At 45.6% G+C, this 17017-nt stretch carries 22 protein-coding genes; all 22 read right to left on the bottom strand.

Features of this window, described 5'->3' with window-relative positions:
• Positions 1 to 2 precede the first annotated feature (2 nt).
• On the bottom strand, positions 3 to 524 hold the full coding sequence (locus tag HW560_RS15715) for a phage major tail tube protein (RefSeq protein WP_179263831.1): 522 nt from the start codon (positions 522 to 524) through the stop codon (positions 3 to 5).
• Between the two features lie 15 nt (positions 525 to 539).
• On the bottom strand, positions 540 to 1979 hold the full coding sequence (locus tag HW560_RS15710) for a phage tail sheath family protein (RefSeq protein ID WP_179263830.1): 1440 nt from the start codon (positions 1977 to 1979) through the stop codon (positions 540 to 542).
• A gap of 3 nt (positions 1980 to 1982) precedes the next feature.
• Complete coding sequence (locus tag HW560_RS15705; RefSeq protein ID WP_179263829.1) at positions 1983 to 2300, bottom strand: hypothetical protein; 318 nt, start codon at positions 2298 to 2300, stop codon at positions 1983 to 1985.
• Positions 2290 to 2775 carry a hypothetical protein gene (locus tag HW560_RS15700; protein ID WP_179263827.1) on the bottom strand — a complete coding sequence of 162 codons (486 nt, stop codon included), beginning with the start codon at positions 2773 to 2775 and terminating at the stop codon, positions 2290 to 2292. Before HW560_RS15700 ends, HW560_RS15705 begins: the two co-directional genes overlap by 11 nt.
• Positions 2772 to 3338, bottom strand: a complete 567-nt coding sequence (locus HW560_RS15695) for a phage tail protein (RefSeq protein ID WP_179263825.1) — start codon at positions 3336 to 3338, stop codon at positions 2772 to 2774. The genes HW560_RS15700 and HW560_RS15695 overlap by 4 nt, the downstream gene beginning before the upstream one ends.
• Positions 3335 to 3682 carry a hypothetical protein gene (locus HW560_RS15690; protein ID WP_179263823.1) on the bottom strand — a complete coding sequence of 116 codons (348 nt, stop codon included), beginning with the start codon at positions 3680 to 3682 and terminating at the stop codon, positions 3335 to 3337. The genes HW560_RS15695 and HW560_RS15690 overlap by 4 nt, the downstream gene beginning before the upstream one ends.
• Positions 3669 to 4022, bottom strand: coding sequence for a hypothetical protein (locus HW560_RS15685; protein ID WP_179263821.1), 354 nt, complete (start codon positions 4020 to 4022; stop codon positions 3669 to 3671). Before HW560_RS15685 ends, HW560_RS15690 begins: the two co-directional genes overlap by 14 nt.
• 13 nt (positions 4023 to 4035) lie before the next feature.
• On the bottom strand, positions 4036 to 6051 hold the full coding sequence (locus HW560_RS15680) for a prohead protease/major capsid protein fusion protein (protein ID WP_257032017.1): 2016 nt from the start codon (positions 6049 to 6051) through the stop codon (positions 4036 to 4038).
• Positions 6005 to 7525: a phage portal protein gene (locus tag HW560_RS15675; RefSeq protein WP_179263819.1), complete on the bottom strand. Its 1521-nt coding sequence runs from the start codon at positions 7523 to 7525 to the stop codon at positions 6005 to 6007. Before HW560_RS15675 ends, HW560_RS15680 begins: the two co-directional genes overlap by 47 nt.
• Positions 7522 to 7749 (bottom strand): hypothetical protein, encoded by a 228-nt coding sequence (locus HW560_RS15670; RefSeq protein WP_179263817.1) that lies wholly within the window; start codon positions 7747 to 7749, stop codon positions 7522 to 7524. The genes HW560_RS15675 and HW560_RS15670 overlap by 4 nt, the downstream gene beginning before the upstream one ends.
• On the bottom strand, positions 7746 to 9578 hold the full coding sequence (locus tag HW560_RS15665; RefSeq protein ID WP_257031943.1) for a phage terminase large subunit family protein: 1833 nt from the start codon (positions 9576 to 9578) through the stop codon (positions 7746 to 7748). Before HW560_RS15665 ends, HW560_RS15670 begins: the two co-directional genes overlap by 4 nt.
• Positions 9541 to 10077, bottom strand: a complete 537-nt coding sequence (locus HW560_RS15660) for a hypothetical protein (RefSeq protein ID WP_179263815.1) — start codon at positions 10075 to 10077, stop codon at positions 9541 to 9543. The genes HW560_RS15665 and HW560_RS15660 overlap by 38 nt, the downstream gene beginning before the upstream one ends.
• 1025 nt (positions 10078 to 11102) lie before the next feature.
• Positions 11103 to 11231, bottom strand: a complete 129-nt coding sequence (locus HW560_RS33865; protein ID WP_257031942.1) for a hypothetical protein — start codon at positions 11229 to 11231, stop codon at positions 11103 to 11105.
• Between the two features lie 100 nt (positions 11232 to 11331).
• Positions 11332 to 11556: a hypothetical protein gene (locus HW560_RS15655; RefSeq protein WP_179263813.1), complete on the bottom strand. Its 225-nt coding sequence runs from the start codon at positions 11554 to 11556 to the stop codon at positions 11332 to 11334.
• Positions 11557 to 11702: 146 nt separating this feature from the next.
• The gene (locus tag HW560_RS15650) at positions 11703 to 11873 is read right to left on the bottom strand and encodes a hypothetical protein (RefSeq protein WP_179263810.1); all 171 of its coding nucleotides are present in this window, start codon (positions 11871 to 11873) and stop codon (positions 11703 to 11705) included.
• Between the two features lie 1016 nt (positions 11874 to 12889).
• Positions 12890 to 13264, bottom strand: coding sequence for a hypothetical protein (locus HW560_RS15645; protein WP_179263808.1), 375 nt, complete (start codon positions 13262 to 13264; stop codon positions 12890 to 12892).
• Positions 13221 to 13568, bottom strand: a complete 348-nt coding sequence (locus HW560_RS15640; RefSeq protein WP_179263806.1) for a hypothetical protein — start codon at positions 13566 to 13568, stop codon at positions 13221 to 13223. Before HW560_RS15640 ends, HW560_RS15645 begins: the two co-directional genes overlap by 44 nt.
• Complete coding sequence (locus tag HW560_RS15635) at positions 13565 to 13753, bottom strand: hypothetical protein (protein WP_179263804.1); 189 nt, start codon at positions 13751 to 13753, stop codon at positions 13565 to 13567. Before HW560_RS15635 ends, HW560_RS15640 begins: the two co-directional genes overlap by 4 nt.
• A complete protein-coding gene (locus HW560_RS15630) occupies positions 13731 to 13898 on the bottom strand; it encodes a hypothetical protein (RefSeq protein WP_179263803.1) in 168 nt (55 codons plus the stop codon). Before HW560_RS15630 ends, HW560_RS15635 begins: the two co-directional genes overlap by 23 nt.
• 9 nt (positions 13899 to 13907) lie before the next feature.
• Positions 13908 to 14207 carry a hypothetical protein gene (locus tag HW560_RS15625; RefSeq protein ID WP_179263802.1) on the bottom strand — a complete coding sequence of 100 codons (300 nt, stop codon included), beginning with the start codon at positions 14205 to 14207 and terminating at the stop codon, positions 13908 to 13910.
• Between the two features lie 290 nt (positions 14208 to 14497).
• Positions 14498 to 15448, bottom strand: coding sequence for a DUF3102 domain-containing protein (locus HW560_RS15620; RefSeq protein ID WP_179263801.1), 951 nt, complete (start codon positions 15446 to 15448; stop codon positions 14498 to 14500).
• Positions 15445 to 17013 (bottom strand): PcfJ domain-containing protein, encoded by a 1569-nt coding sequence (locus tag HW560_RS15615; RefSeq protein WP_179263800.1) that lies wholly within the window; start codon positions 17011 to 17013, stop codon positions 15445 to 15447. The genes HW560_RS15620 and HW560_RS15615 overlap by 4 nt, the downstream gene beginning before the upstream one ends.
• Positions 17014 to 17017: the final 4 nt, after the last annotated feature.

Here is a 17017-nt window from a genome sequence, read left to right as displayed (position 1 = left end):
AGTTACAGCCCAAGAGCCTTGCGCACGTCTTCTTGATCGTCTACACCGTTTGTTTTACTGATATAAGCCAACTTGTCCAACTCAAAAACTTCGTCTCCGTCAATGAATATCTTGATATACAACACTTCGACTGTATTGCTCGTTCCGGTTTCAGCATTTTGAGCAAGTGTTCCCAAATCAATCCCTTTGCCTACTCCCTTAATAACAATCTTGATGGATTTAGTTACAAATTTAGTTCCTGTCACATCGTATTCCTTGAAGGCCCCTCTAATCTCCAGCTTTTTCACGCTGGAACTAACGAGCGCGAATGCGTCTTTATTAATTGTTCGCCAAGCAATGCCGATCTGGATTGCACCATAATGTCCTGCATCCGGCAAATCGATTTCTCCTAAGATGCCCATTCCCGATACAGTTGTGGTCATTGGCGTTAGGGATGGAAGTGTGATATCTCCCGTAGCGAAGCTATCTTTGTTGTCATCCAGAAACAGTGTCATACCCGCTAGCTTGATTGGAATGTTTTTCATGTGTTTCCCCTTTCTTTACGCTGCAAACATCGCGGCATAATATGAAGAATCGTAAGATACGATAAATTCAATTTCTTCGGCAGGTCCTGGTGGCGTGAAAATTACTCGGTAGACCATTCTACCAGCACTTAACTGTTCCGCTGGATTATCTGAACCATTGAATTCAACTCGACCACCGACTAGCAAATTCGCCCCTACTAGACCATTAATCCAAATGTTTGCATCATCCAAAACGGATTCAACCAACCTTTTATTTAATGGATTATCTACCTTGCTCCAATAATTCAGAACCAAGTTGTTTTTAACGTATGAGAACATCCGCCGCACGGGAATGAATGACCGCTGGGCATCCTTAAACTCAGGATATGCACCTGTTTTGTTACCCCATAACCGATAACCATCCTGCCAGTTAATAGCCGTAACAATGCCATTATCGTTAAGCATATTTGCTTGGTCATATGGCATGAAGACAGGCGTTCCATCTTTATAAACCATCCCATCTACATTGATTGACTGGTTAGAAGGCGTTTGTACAGGGAATCCGTTATTTGCTCCATCCGTTGTCAACATTCGCACTGCTGCAATGGTTGAGGAATGAAACGTGCGCCCTTTATTCGTGAATAACGGATAGGTATTGATGTTCAACATGGAGTCATACCCGTTTTCCTTCTTCCACTCGGCAATATCCATGTATTTTTGACTAGCATCCAAGTCTGTCACGGCGTACGCCTCGAATAGTCCGTTAACGTCCCTGGCTTTGGCTTCCATGATTGCTGCAATGACCGGATCATCTGAGTAACCTGGAGCAAGGATTAGATTCGGAACGAGTTTCGTTACTTGGAACACTTCTTCAATCAATTCCAGACCTGTGCGCACACCTGTTGTGACGTCAGTACCTCCAATGATCCGGCTAGCCGTAACAGCAGATGGATTCAGTGCTGTGTACCCAACACAAATATCTGAGCCTGTAATCGCTCCACCTGGAATGACAGCTAGAATCAGACGCCCTAGTGCGTTAAACGTGAGTGTGTAATCCGTATTGAGCACATACGTAGTGGCACTGTCTGAAGATGTAACTAGCACTTTATCTTTCAATACACCGTCAGCAGCAATCGTATACACTCCATCAACCAATGTGGCTAAAGCTGGAGCCGTAACCGTCACGTCTTTTGTCGGATCTAACACATTCACGAATGCAATAGGACCTTGCTGTTCATCGTCGAAATGAGCAAAAGCCGCTTCGCAAAGCGGGAATTCCTCCCAATCATCCACGTACCCCAATTTGCGCTTGTAATCTTGCATGTTAAAAGCCAAAATCACGCGATTGGTAGCCCCATAAGGATCGGCAGCTAAATGGACTGGAGCCGCACCGATATATACAGGTAATGTGTTAGCCTGTGCGCCCGATGGTGCAGCCTGGTTAAACTCTTCCCTTGTTTTTACACCGTGTGTCATTGATTACACCTCTCCCATAGATCGATATGCGGTATTAACCATGCTCCCGATCTGCTTTAATTTTTTTGTGGATTCTGCAAGTTCATTGACAGGGACAAACAAATGAACCATTAATGGATTTTGATCATACAACGCCTGCAAAAATGCCGGGCGTCCTCCAATAAACGTTTGATTCGTTCGGACAGATGCTCCATCTTTTCGAATGGACGGACCAATATAAATCAACTGTTCCGGCTCTTTGGATCGTGCCGTTGCTACTCTTTTCGCTGGTGCCTGTTCTTTAGCACCTTCGTTTTTTTCTTTGTTCTCTTCAGTAGACATCCTTCCATACCTCCTCTTCAATAGTTGGCGTAACCCATGTCGTTGTCATCCAGCCTGTCCAATATGGATCAGCCTGTTCGTCATGCAGCCCCATGGATAATGGACGTTCAATTTTGCACGGCCAGCCATTATACGTCTCACGCAATAAAGCAATTCGCACCGTTTCCATCAAATGCAATAGATCCATGTATCCGGCCTGCCCTGAACCGTGACAACCAAAAACCAACCCAATTTGTGATTCCCTCGTTGCGTCTTCTTCGGACTCCCCCCAAGTTACGATGATAAACGGCCAACGTTCGTCTATATCCATTGGATTAGCAGGGATGTCCGTAATTTCTTCATAATCCCCCGCCGCGCGTGGAGGCAAGTCCACTAAGTGCACATTCGGTCTCAGACGTGCAGGACTGAACATCATTTCCTTGGTCTGCTCTTCGAGAAATACCTTTATTTTCTCCATCAAACTAACTGGTGTCACGTTTTAAGCCTCCCCAACGCACGATCCAGCTCATGCGGCAATCTTTTAACCATTTCAGTTCCGTACACATCATTCACATGCTCCCTCACTTCAGGGTGGTTGATCATGGACGGCACTGCCGGCCCACGCATCTGTTTGATAGGTAGCCGTTTGGTACCAACACGCTCAAAGACCCCGACATGATTCCCTGCACGAGCAACAAACGCCCCAGGAATCGCTTTTTTTGCACCGCCGCGCAATACAGCTGCTTTTAAAGATTTAGGCGCTCGTTTTAGCCTCTTCTTTGGACTGACGCTAAAATTGATCAAGGGAATACTATTGCCTTTTGACACTAAAACAGCCGTCAAATTGCCTCCTGAAGCTTTCTGCAATCGGATAGTTTGCATAACTTCACCTTGTTTGACAATGTAACGTTGTCTGACCTTCCGACCAGTTTCCGTTTTAGCACGCTGCGAGGCGCGGTTCATGCTGGATAAAACAGCCTGTTTGACTGCTCTATCCATTTGTTTCAATGACCGATTCACTTGCTTGAAATTGTCTTTCACATGAACGAATCCGCTCATGGCCTCATACCGTTTTTCTTCAGCGTCAGACGCCAAATGCCTCCTTCTGGAGACGCGTCAATGATCATGTATTGGTTGAGATTAAGAAACAACAGTTGATCCACACGAGGAACAAACCATAATGCTTTGGCCTCAACGTAAATAATTGTCGTGTGCGCTGATACTCCCTCGCTCGACTTGGAAGGACGGCCGTCGATGTCATACATATCAATGATGATTGGAATTTCCCGATCTGTTCGGACGTTATCTTTATTTATCGTTGATATGGTATGCAATTCAGCATTCTCATCCAAATTCATGAAAATGCTGATATCGTCTGCAATCATGTCCTTAAACGCGCTCATCTTGAATCTCTTTCAATCGAGCTTCCAGCAGCTTAATTGCTCCCGCTCGTGGTTTCTCTTTGCCTTGTTCTTCGGCCAACAGGGCTTGAACAGATTCAGCATCATCCAGCGTCTTAACATGCTCGGCTAACTCTTCAACAGTTTTGAATTTTTCTGTTGTATCCGTAATGTCTGAGGTAGCATCTGGTTCCTCTTGCGCTTCCTCGATTTCTTCAAGTACGCCTTGTCCCTGAAGCAGTTCGACCATATCCAAAGGGATATGCCCCTGGATATTTTCGCCTGTCTCAAATAGTCGCCCGCCAAAATTTAAAGGTTGTTTTAGGATCTTTTGCTTCGTCATTTGGAGCGCCCCCTTATTGTCCTGGATTCATGAACATACCTCTGGAATCCAGCAACGTAACACCGTAATCAAAGTAAATCCGGAAATCCATTCCCAAACGGTCAAAAGGAATGTCTGTTTCAAGTGTCGGCTCCTCTTGGCCACGAAGATAAGTAACCTCTACGGTGTCAGCGATATTAGGATCAGCAGCCAAGTACCAAGCAAATTCGGAGTACTGATCCAGTTCAGCATCCACTACGATATCCATAGAGTTACGGAATACGTTTGTTACACCGCTGTGCTTGCCTTCAGGATCGGCTTCACTACGAATATATTGAGTTGCTGCTGTTTCTTGTTCAGCTGGAACAATGAGATATTTTGGAGCAATATTTAAAGTTGCTTCATTCCGAATACCCTTCTGCGTCCGCATTTTTTTACGACCTTCACTCATAGTAGTAGTATTAATACCACCCGCAGTACCCAGGTTATTATGATCAGCACTAAACATAGCCTTGCCATCAAAAATAAGCGGATTAGAGGCAATCATCTTGTACACCAGTTTGTTAATACCACGTTTGGCAGCAATAACATAAGCCGCAGGCACACGACTCAACACGCTCAGGTCATCATTGATAAACGCCTCGCGAGTAAAACCCCAGCGCTCTGCATACGTCAGCACCGCTTTGGTTACTTTTTCATCTTTCATTGCATCGTCATACTGAATGAGCCCATTTTGAGCTGTGCGTTGCAGTTCGCCCGCTTCAGAGATTCGATAGTGTTCCGCTGCTTTAAAGTCTGAGTTTGAACCTTTGCCCGTCCAGTATTGGAAAGTCGTTGGTGCTTCTGCGTATGCCTGAGACAGAGTTTTATTGGCTGCATTTGAGAGGATGGATTGGAATGTGGTATCTGGAGACAATGCGCGTTTCAACAGTTCCTCATCTCTCATCCGGTGAGCCCCCTCAATACCCGAGCGTTGCAAGCATTCCACTGCCAAATCCCGCATACGCATGGACCGGAGCTCTGGAGCTCCTGCAGCTGGCTTTTCAGGTGAACGTCCCGCACGCATCAAAAGTGCATCAGAAGCAGCTGCGCGGAACTTGTCACTGTCTTCTGCTCCCACATGAACTGATGAACGTTGTGGAGCTTTATCCGCAATTTGTTTTTGCAGGATGGCATCCTTCACAACCGCAACTGTACTGCCATCATTAATGAATGTTGAAGCATCCATGCCAAAATCACGGCAGAGCGTGTTAATTTCTGTAACCCGAGCCCGTTCAGCAACAATCCCTTGTTGTGTCGCTTGAGCTGGATCAATTGCTGGTGGCGCATTACCACGTTGTCCGTTATCTGCTGGAGGAGTTGACGTTCCTCCCAGCTCCGTACCTGTATCCGGTGCGTGTACCAATCCTTGTGCGGCCAAAGCCAACATTTTCAAACCCTTCATCTTGTCATCCTCACCTTCATTTTGATTAAAACTGCGTCCCACACCTACCGATGGATCTGCTGGTGTCGGTTCGATACTGATTTCAAACGGTTGCCACTTCAGGGCCACGTATGCCGGTCCGGTGTGACGTCCATTGGCAGATGTTTTCCCTGCCTTAACTTCCTCCCAGGACGACACGGAATAACCCACGGATACCCCTTTGATAATGCCTTTCTTGACCTTTTGCCACACCTTGTCAGAATCAGCATCGTCATCAAACTGAACCAGCGCCCTGGCTTTCCGTTCCGAATCATCAAGCCACACCTTTTGAATGATTCCGATCGGCATACGCCCATAGTTCTGATCGCGGCCATGAGCAAATAATAAAACCCCGACTTCGTTCAACCGTGTAAGGTCAACCGCAGCGGGGTCATGGCTTAATACTTCACTACCAAAATACCGTTCATAAGGTGCCTCGGAGGAAAACGACAGCTCCACGGTTCGATTATCTTCATCTAGCGTATCCCTACTAAATGTCAGCGAACGCGCAAATTGTTTCTCATCCGGCTGGGTGCCGTTTCTATGCAGCGTCATCGGCATCTTCATCCGCATCATCATCGGATTCATCTTGCTCACTATGTCCTGCCCCCTTTCCAGACTTTTCACCAATTAATTCATTGATTAGATTTATTTCAGCGGCACGCTGAATCACAACATCCCGCCAATCTTCTCCTCGCTCCGCACAAATTCGCGCAAGCGTATCTTGATTGGAGCTCAATGCCGTTTCATTCGCCTTAGCCTCTTTTAGTGGGTCAATCCAAGTGCTTCCCGGCGGAACCCATACATGAGCGGTATACTTTTTCTTATTCTCTGCAAGTAGCGGTAGATCGATCTTACCTGTCAGATACATAGATTCTAGAAACTCAAGGTAGATCGGTCGCAAAAAACGATTAATGATCATGTTTTGCATTTTCTTATACAGTTTCCGATCCTCAATCAATCCTTGCCGAGCTGATGAATAATTGACCTGAGATAAGTCACGCGAAACGGCCTCATAACTAAGCCCGAGCCCAGCAGCTATCATCCGGACTAACGTCGATAAGAAATCACGGGTGTTTGAAGCTTGTCCCGTTGGAATTACCGTCTGAACCTCATCGCCTGGGTTTAACTCACCAACCATACCAGGTGCGAGGGATAAACCGCTGTAATCGACTTCTGAACCTCCACCCCCGCGTACGCCTCGGCCAACACTACCAGTCGGAGTGCTTTTTTTAATGAACACCGACATGCATGCTAAAACCCTCTCTTTAATAGAAATGGCTTCGATGTATTGATTGGCATCCTTAATACGGTTCATCGCAGTGGCAAGTCTTGAAATTTCTCTCACTTGTCGCGGATCTTTCTTGTCAAATAGAAAAATAACGTCCTCAGCAGGAATTCGCACGGATTCAGCTGGATTATGGAAATAACCATCGCTTGCCTTTTTGAAATGATACGCGACTGGTCGGTTGAAATCATCAAGCTCGATACCTTCCACAATCCGCTTACCCTCACCAGGAACCAACAATGTATTTAGTTCATCTACGGACCGTAGTTGAATTTTGAAAGGAAACTCTGAATCATTGACATACACTTTCACAGCACAAATACCGCCATCCACGTTATAACGACGCAAAAGCATTTCCGTCATTTCTTCCATGGATTGCGTTCCTGTAATATCTATATTCTCGGGCTTACAAAATTCTTTCCAGAGTCTTTCAATCTCCTGATTCAATTCACCTGATGCATTACCAGATACATCATGTGGTATCTTCGCTTGCAGCATAATGCCAGTTCCAATCACATTCCGCTCAAACGCGTTCAGAATCCCTCCAACAATATCGCTGTTGTGCTCCAAGTCCTGAGCTCTGGCACGAATCAACGCACGTTCTCCGCGTTTCTGCTGCTCGTTTGGCGAACCCGAGGGATTCCACCCGTGATTCAGACGCCCTCGACTTCCTGAGTCAAATACACTCATCCCACTTCGCCAAGCTGCACGCTTGTAAGCCCATCTCGGGCTAATCGTAGCTATCGATCGATCAATCCAATTCAAATTGTTCACCTCCCCTCAAAATAAACTGTCCGGAAGATGCCATTGCCCTCAATAAGCGACTGGATTTCCCTTTCGAGACGCGTTCGTTCTTCATACAACAACCCTATATCCGGCTTCTTCACCGTACGGCTGCCAATACGATATTCTTGAGCCCCGCCCAAGATAACCCGGATAGCTTTTTTTGTTTCATCCAGTTCCGCTTGCAGTTCTATCAATCGTTCTTCGTTCGTCATGTCCAAGTTTCACCCCCTTGAATCCAAGATTTTTGCGCCGTTTTTTTCTTTTCCGGTTCAGGCATCGGCTCAGGCGGCGCTTCATAACGCATATACCTGATACCCAAGCAGTCCGCAGCAAAAGCGGCGTACACTTCTGTATCAAGATAATGGTTATCAGCATGTGACGTTTTAGGTCGCCATACCTCCACCTCGTTCTTACCTCGTTTTTCAATCACTTTCTCTTCTGCCGTGACTTGCTCGGCATAATCAAGATCGCAACCGTTATACACAAACCAGCCGCCAATTTCATCCGACTTTCGCACCAGTCGATTGGATATGAAGTCCTTGAAAAAGCCTCCATCAACATTGTAAAGTCTCAGACCATACTCGCCTTTGTCAACACGATCTATTAGCGATAATTTGTACTTACTGGGCAGTGGCGTGCTTGAACCCTTCACCGCAACAGCCCATTCGCTATTTTTGGCGCAAAAATCATATACTTCATCCGTGTTGAAACCTGAGTCGATCGCACACAAATTCACGAAATATTCATCACCATCACTGGTGCAGTATGAAATATTCATAACCTCTTCAACTTGCGCCCAAGTTTCAAGGACACCGTGCCGGATGTTATGGCTTGTCATACCTTCGCTCCAGGCTCGAATTGTGTAATAAAAACGATCTTTCTGTACATCGACACCGCCAGTTAGCAAAATAGTTTTATCAGGAACAATACCTTCCTCATAACCACTCTGTTTCTCCAGCACTTTGTCACTGTTTAATTTGATCTGAGTATTTTCCCAACACTCAGCAAGCCAAGAGTTAACAAAGTTCATTAGCTCTTCAGGAGAACTTTTTGAGGTCATGAATTCTGCCGCGACATCACCGAACCGAATCCAAGGGCTGTATATCGCATTTAAACCAAAACCTGTACGCCGCTTTAATTTGGTTGATCCGTTTTTATCTCGCCATTGTCCTGCACGAAGCATAGCAGGCTTATGAGCATCGCGAATAATTCCTTTACAGTGTTCACACTCATAATGAGCCGCACCCCGAATCACTTCGACATCCTGTGATTTATCGAATTTCACCTGTTTAAAGTTGAACGTCTGGAACTGGCCGCAGTGAGGACACGGCACATAAAACATCAACTGGACGTCTGCACTTTCCCACGCTTTCCAAATTGGACCCGTTCGAACTGTTGGCGTAGATGTCTGCATGATCTTCTTGTTGAATGGGAATGTCTTCGTCCGCTCTTTAGCAAGTGAACGTGGGTCAGCTTCTTTACCCGCTGATTTCGGGTATTTGTCCACCTCATCCATAAACAGATACCGAATTGGACGGCTCGACACCTGAGCAGGACTGTTTGCGCCGACAATGACGCAGTACATCCCGTCAAACTGAAGCTCTGCGTCTTTCGATGCCTCCGGCCTGAACCTTTGTCGTAGTTCTGGACTTAAATCCATCATGGGCTGTAGACGATTTTCTGAGGTGAACTGTGCCAGCTCTTTATTTGGATACATGACCATGCTGGGCGATGGATCTTGTGCAACCACATAGGCCAACATGTTATTCAGACATTCCGTTCCACCGACCTGAGTCGGTTTCAAGAAAATGATTTCCTCTATTCGCGGATCAGTGAACGCATCCATGATCCCGCGCAGATATGGCGTTCTATCTGTTGACCATTGACCAGGCTCGGCAGAAGTTTTGCTATCCAATACCCTGTATCGGTCTGCCCACTCTGCTACAGTCAGCTTTTCAGGTGGTCGCAGAACTTGGAAAGCCTCCGTTAGCCAGTCAGGCCATTTACTTTTTGCTGGACTTCTTGGCACTGTAAACACCACGGACTGACATCTGCTGCAAAACTGCAGTTGTTGAATCCGCTATATTTTGTTCCACTATTCGGACTGTCTCAGGATCAACAAAAGGTGCGACCTCCATCGCTACACGGCGACTGTAACCAGTCATTGACCGTTTCAGCGTAGTAAAAAAGCGCTGAAGTTCGGTAATGACCACTTCGCGCTTTACGTATTCGCCTCTAGCAACAGCATTTTTTAATGCAGCAGCTTCGGCCTGTTGCTCCTTTAGCCTAGCTTCATGTTTTAGTTTTTTAGCTGCGTCTGTCTTGGGTTCCCCCTCTTCGTCTCCCTCTTCATCGCCGCCTAACTTGTAATCCATGACCCAATCATGACAGTCTTTTAATGGGTACCAACCGTTCTTGATTTTGGGCATTCCCAACTTCACCCACTGTGCAAGTGTGTTCCGATGGACGCCAAAAAGCTCGGCAGCATATGAAGCACTGATACATAAGGTTTCTTCGATCATTCTCACATCATTTTCCACGCCCCAAACACCCCCTCAAAATGCACAATGCACAGTGATTTTTTTTTAATAAAAACAGCCGTAAATCGGGGTCATTCGTACCCGCACCCCGCCCCCGGCCCGGGAAGGACCCAAAACGCCGTCCCTCACTCTCCCAAGATGCCCCCAGGCTCCAAAACAGGTGATTTAGAGCTTATGATGCCAACTTGAAGGAGCAAGACGCTCAATACTTCCTCGATCTGAGTGTCGAACCCATTCCTAAACCTTCCCGTGTTGCCTGTAGATCGGGCTCTAAGCAAAGCGTTCAGTATCTCCATGCGATTGTTGAACAACTGCTGTTCCTTCTCGCATTCGGAAGCCTGGGGTTTACTGATCGAACTACCTCCGTTCGGTGGTCTAAGCATTGAAGGAGGAACAATTGTTTCTGATCCTTCATTGCCTATCGCACTCGCGCCTTCTACAATGCCACCTTGAGCATAAGCAACCGGAGGCTTCCTTGCAGTGGGTTTACATGGATAACCATCCTTATCCCAGTAAGTTCCTTTCGGTAGCTTATCAGTACAACGCAGGCACCACTGGCCTGGTGTTTTCTTATTGCAATGTCCACAATGAAACATGTCTCGTGGGGATATTGCATCTCGTAGTTTATTAAACATCGTCATGCCACCTTAAGAGTTATTTCAGTACCACGGTTCTCATAACAACAGCCCTATTAAACTTCCATCTTCCCAGATAATTCCTTACAGTGTAGAATGATAATGCGTAACAGTTCATAGCAAAGGTGGTGAGAATATGCAGTTTGAAGGTGCTGTAATTAAAGAGCAAGGAATAACATTCGGCATCGTTGTTGTTAAGCCTCACGTGCTTAGCATATCGTCTACAGCCGACCAGATGCGTTCTTTCGGGACACGCGCATTCGGTCCCATGCCAATAATCCTCATGGCACAGGACGCACGCGGTATTCCTACTTATAGCGGAAGAAAAGACATTGTAAACTTCTTAGCTAACATAAGTCCGAGCCGAATTCCTTTCAAACGCTATACTCTTTAAGGCAATAACGATTCTGGCACAGCCTCTTCCACTCTCAGGTCAACTTCTGGTGCATTGTCAAGAATGCGCTGGAAGTCTTCCGGAGTGATGGCCACACCTTCAGATGTTTTAATATCTTCTCGCATAGTATTCACCCCCTCTATTAAAGTAGGATAGACCAACCATATAATTGACTAACTAGCTGATGGTCCTCAAACTTCATTCCTCCATTATTCCATCCAATCTTCAATGCTTCGATGTGGCTTTATTGCCGTTATAATGGAGCATCTGGTTAAGAACCAGCACACGTTTAAGCAATGAACGGACCTCCCGCTTACGCTCCTCCTCCACATAAAACGTCCCTTGTCTTACTGCCAGAAGCTTCACGTTCAGTATCTCGTCTCGCTCAGCAGTTAATGACCGCACTCCTTTTGGCGTTAACCATGTAAGCCATCTACGATTCTTTGTCATACTGAACCTCCTTCTGACATCGTGGCCACTTGCACATCTGAACTGATCCCGCCCATTCACCCCAGACGCAACCTCTGCACCTCTCAGGTTGCAACTTAGATATGTACGGTATTGGCGGTTCCTTGATTGCTACGAATCGTGGACTTCTAATCAATGGAGATGTCACCGTCCAGTTCGGTCCAGTAGGCGTTACCCATGCTATCCTCGACACGAATTTGGATTGTTCCGTCTGCCGCTTGCTTAGCATCAACAATATCAATCCTACGAGTAACTGAACCAGTTGCACCGATAAGCTCACTCGCTTTATATTCCGGCATCTTCATTCCCTCCCTTCATATTTACAAGCGCTTGGGATTACACAAAAAAATAAGCCACCCGCTGTTGGATGGCTTTCAAAAAGGATATGAAGAAAACACCGTAGTTGGCCCTGCCGGGACTCGAACGCCAGCTGCTGCCTGTAGGCCATAATAGTATCCGTATTTATATCCCGCCCGGATGGAGCGGCTGCGGGGAATCTAACCCCATCCCCACACTGCACCCTTGACGATCCACGTCTAAGGAACGCCTTCCCACAGCGCAGCCGAGTACGCTGCGATAACGGGCAGGCACACCGGGGAAGAAGTTTCCTTCCCTATGTGCCTAGTCTAAGTCTGAACCACAGACATTGTGTCGACGAACTACGGACGCGTTACAGACACGATTGAGGTAATTCGCCATTAAAATTCCTTGATTTGGATATTGGATAATAATATAATTATGAGCGTGAAACCAATCAAGCTCTCTCTAGAAAGGAAGTAGGTGATTCTCATATGAAAATAACAAGCGTTTCTTTTCAAAATTCGGTAACAGTTCGACTGGCTGACCAAACGCATGATTGTCCTGAGTAACAAACTTTAGAATCGCCATAAAGGGTTTACTTTTGGTAGGGTAAACCGCCAACTCTTCTCTATGTGACTTGACTTGATTGGTATCTCACACTTTATCCCATAAGGCTCATTAGTTCTTGCGTGGTAATCATAGTTCCAAACTTCGATTCGACTTCCTTTGAACTCTGGGGAGGGCTGACAGCCTATCCCCAGACCTGGGCGGGAGCCCTTGTAAAAATAAGGAGGAAGTTATTATGAGAAGTAGTTGGAAAGATACTACCAAAAACTGCCTGGAGTTTGCACTATTTGCGTTGGGGTTTTATGCCTCGACAATAGGATTTGTGTGGGCTTCGCTATGCTGGATGCTGTTGTACTTCTTACATAAGAAATTATAACAATCTCATAGCTTTGGGAAGAAAAAAGAGGATCTGATCAATCCTCTTTTTTTAATACTTAATTTAGGTTTTTTACAACACTCCAATTATTTTCAGAGTCTCTGCAACTGACTCAATTCCTCTAACAATTTGACGATCTATAGACCTATCTGTCACACTGCTAAATCTTTTAATTGTTCCCCATCTTGGGTTTCCTCTAATGAATCGAAATTCCATCACTCTACGTACAGCATCGTCAACAATTAAACTCACAGCCATTTCAATACATGTAGTCTTTTGTCGATACTCTATTAACACTTGATTTTCCTTTTCAGTGAGATTATCTTTCTTAGCCAATTCCAGGATTATACTCTTCATTCGAGTAAATCTCTGAAGTAATCTTTTAGCCATTAAGATATCTTGCTCACTTGCATTTGGAAACAGCTCCATTTGTATTACCGCCTCCATGCTCTGCACCTTCCTCCGATTCTTTTACTAGCCGATCATTCTCAACAAACAATAGAGTGCATTTCCTCTGCCAGTAATCAACACTACGGCGAAGTGAGTCTATTTCTGCTTGCTGGATCTCCGCATGTTGGGAAAACTCCTTGTCTTGAATAAACATAGCCTCTCTGTTGCTGTCGGCCAGTGCTTTGTACTTATCAAGTTGTAGGAGAACCGCGCAAAACAGTTCATAGTCTGAATCACTGAAGTACTCCCTCGCCAGACCGTCTATTTTAGCCTGTGCGGCTTCTAATGTCGGTTGGGTCATTTTGCCACCGCCTCAGACTTCTTCAATTCCCTGTACACGTTCTCGGGAATCTGAGATATGATTGCTTTCGGACGGATGCGCTTCTTTTCCGATATGTCGGCAATAGCTCGGGCTGGATGGCTGCTTTCGAACAGCTCAACCAGTTCCCCCGCCAACTCACTTTTAAAATATCTGATTCTCGCCATGGTGTTCCCCTCCATCACACATTGTTACATGTTCAAAATACAAATCCGAGTCATCCAGCTCTTCGTCATCGATGCGGGTTATGGTGAACACCCGGCAACATACCGGGCATTCTACTGTATCCCCCAATTCAAACTCTGTAGGCATAACAGCACCTCACCATTCATTCCGTGCTCTAACTTTATTCAACTCAGCTTGTGTCAGTATCACAGATACCGGCTCGTAATTATCCTTGATTGACTGGACATCGTTATTGAGTGGCAAGTGAGTGATTAAACTAAAGAAGTCCTCAATGTCCTGCTCCCCTGGCTCAGCAAGATCCGGACGGATGATCATCATGGCATCAGACAAGACTTCTGTATCCAGATCCACATCAGACCAATCACCGCAATCCATACCGTCACACAGGTACCGTCCTGCCTTGCCCTTCGCCTTGAATGCTATTGCTTTGATCATGTATATCACCCCTTATATGATTCGGTAGGCAATGGTTTAGTATTTCGAGAGACCCACGCAAACCCACGTGTACGCCTCCATGATTCCTCTATCAGATATGACACCCCTTTGGGTACGAAAACGTCAGGGGCCACCCTCAGCATCCCGCAGGCTGTTCGGATCTCCCTGTGATGTGCAATGTCTGTTTCAACAGAGACAACAAGTTTGATCCGCTCTACCTCACATCCTGATCTGATCAAGGGGATTAATGCCCGTTCTATCTTCACTACCTCAGCGGAGGATGGGTCCTTTCAGGCCAATTGTTCATCCATTCTTGCTATTAGCTTCTTAACAGCACCCTTGTACTTCTCATGCATGTCTGCATCTGTTTTCTGAACTACATCAAGTGCATTCAACAAATTATCGAATGCATCCCCAAGAGTCTTGAAGCTTGTTTTGAATATAGCAGCCTCTTCCCCCGTACCCTGGGCAACCTTCTTCCGGAGTTCAGCCAATTCAGACTCGATCTCTGCCGGAACCTTCTCAACAATCGCAGGAACATCAATAGGCTTAGCTTTCAGCTCCTGTTCGAGCTGCTTAATCTGTGCCAATGATGCAGCATGTTGCTGTTTCGCTTCCTCAAGAGCTTCTTGGAGCGCAGCAGCTTGTCCATCATCCTCACCAGCTTCTGCCTTAGCTGCAGCAGCTTCCGCTTTTGCTTTCAGGTTTTCAACGATCTGAGCATGGTCCGCCTGCTGAATCTCTAGCTTCTCCCGTACCTTTCGTTCCTTCTCCATTGCCTCTTGAGCTTTTTTCAATTCTTTCTCTGCTGCCTTCTGGGCCTTCTCTGCCTCTTTACGGGCTTTCACTGCTTCGGCTAATTGACGAGTGGACATGCTGTCTACATCATTCTCCTGAACAAACTCCTCGCGTTCATCAGCCGGAATTCCCAATAATGCAATTGCCTGAGTGTAATTCAAATTTCCAAGCGCTTGAGAGTTTGCGTTATCCCCAAACAAAGAAAGCTGATCGGATCCGTATTCCTTAAAAATCTTCATCAGGTTGTTGGCCGTAGACTGTTTGTAATCAACAGAATCAGCCAACCAGTTCATCCACTCACCGTGCTGCATCATCTCTTTTGCCTCAGTGAGTCTTCTCCCAATCTCAATGGAGCTGTGAAGCATAATCTGTTTGGTGTGGTCCTTAATGCTGTTAATCTCAATGGCGATTGTCTCGATAGTGCGGATGGCTAATTGGCTCATACTGCTACCCCCTCATGTAATTGTGTAACTTCAACGCGAGTGCGCTTTTTATTTAAAAGCTTCTTAGCTATGAATTGATCAACAAATTCATTAACTTCGGTGGTCATAGACTTATTGTTCAACCCTCTACACTGCATGACTTTATGTTCTCTAACTTCCATCGTGTAAAATGGCTTATCCGGATCGCTGGCCCGTCTGATCACTAGCAATAACATTTCACCTGCAGCATATCTATTTGCGTATCCCCCTACACAATGTTTAAGCGCCTTACCTTCTTCAAACAATTCTTCCGATGATTCAGCTGCGCGGATTAGGAGACCATTGTGATGAAACTCGTATTTTTTCAATTTGGCCAACCTTGATTTGATTTGACGATCAACTTCCTCGTCTCGTTTAATCCTAATTCTCTTGGTGAGCTTCGCATGTTCCCTATGAAGGTCATTAGGTAAGAGATAACGATCCTCTTTCAAACTCATTCCTAACTGTTCACACTGGCCCCGGTAATCTCTCCAGTCATTCAGAACGCTATATAATCCTCGGTATTCAGAAGTATAATGTTCCTTTTGCAACTGCTTTAGAAGATATTTAAGAACAGTAGCTTCAGGTGCAAACTCGCAGGCGGTTTTGTATAGATAATTCTCCTGTCCAACATGTAAATCTCCGAGAAGCTTCGCGTCCTCTAAACTGACAGGTAACCCCTTTGATCTGAAACGTTGGTAAAATCTCAACTGTAAGGCCGTCAAACGAAGGCCGCTCTGACGAAGCTCCTTCAATTCTGCCTTATCCAAACGCAGAACCTTTTGAAGATTCTTTCCTCTCCAATTCACAGCCCCATAGGTAGCATCTTTGTAGAGTTTCGCCCATACAAGATTATCGAAGCCTGATTTAGTCAAGTACTCAACACAAGGATATCGTGCAGCCATATCGAAAAACTCTGTCATGTCAGTAACATAACGGTGGTTTTTATACTTTGTATATGTCTCCCAAGTTGAATACTGGAACGGAGTACCTTTAACGGCTCTCCGGATGTTGGCAGTTGACATAAATTTCGGATAATTACCGTAGCCAGAAAAGTATCTATCGAATGCTGAATGGACTGACTTCGCTTGCTTACCATATGTGAAGAACGTGCTGCTTCCTGGAAGAAAAAGATATTGATGCGAGGAACAATACTCTGTTTTCACATCCAGATAGCTCCCGCTGTAGTCTCTTCTCACATCAATAACACGAGCGGTGATAGCTTGGGGGTCTATGATTGACTTTTCATACCAGACCAAAACAGCCTTATCAACCATACGACTTCTTCCCAAACCCGCTGCCCTTACCTCACACATAGATTTGCAGTGTGGACACTTTACCTTTGCATCCTGTTTGTGCTTCAGCTTGATATCCGGAAAATGCTGCTTCTGACAATGGGTGCAATATGCCGATTGAATCCCTTTTGCAACTTTTGAAGTTCGAATGAATAGATACCTACTCTGTGTCAAAACCGTATCGGTCACATAACTAACAAGAGCTTTACTGATCATTTCAGGAAAATGGCTTATAAATTTCTCGTATTCCATGTTC

This window comes from Paenibacillus sp. E222 (genome assembly GCF_013401555.1).
GTDB lineage: Bacteria > Bacillota > Bacilli > Paenibacillales > Paenibacillaceae > Paenibacillus.
This window is presented reverse-complemented; position numbering and strand designations above follow the sequence as displayed.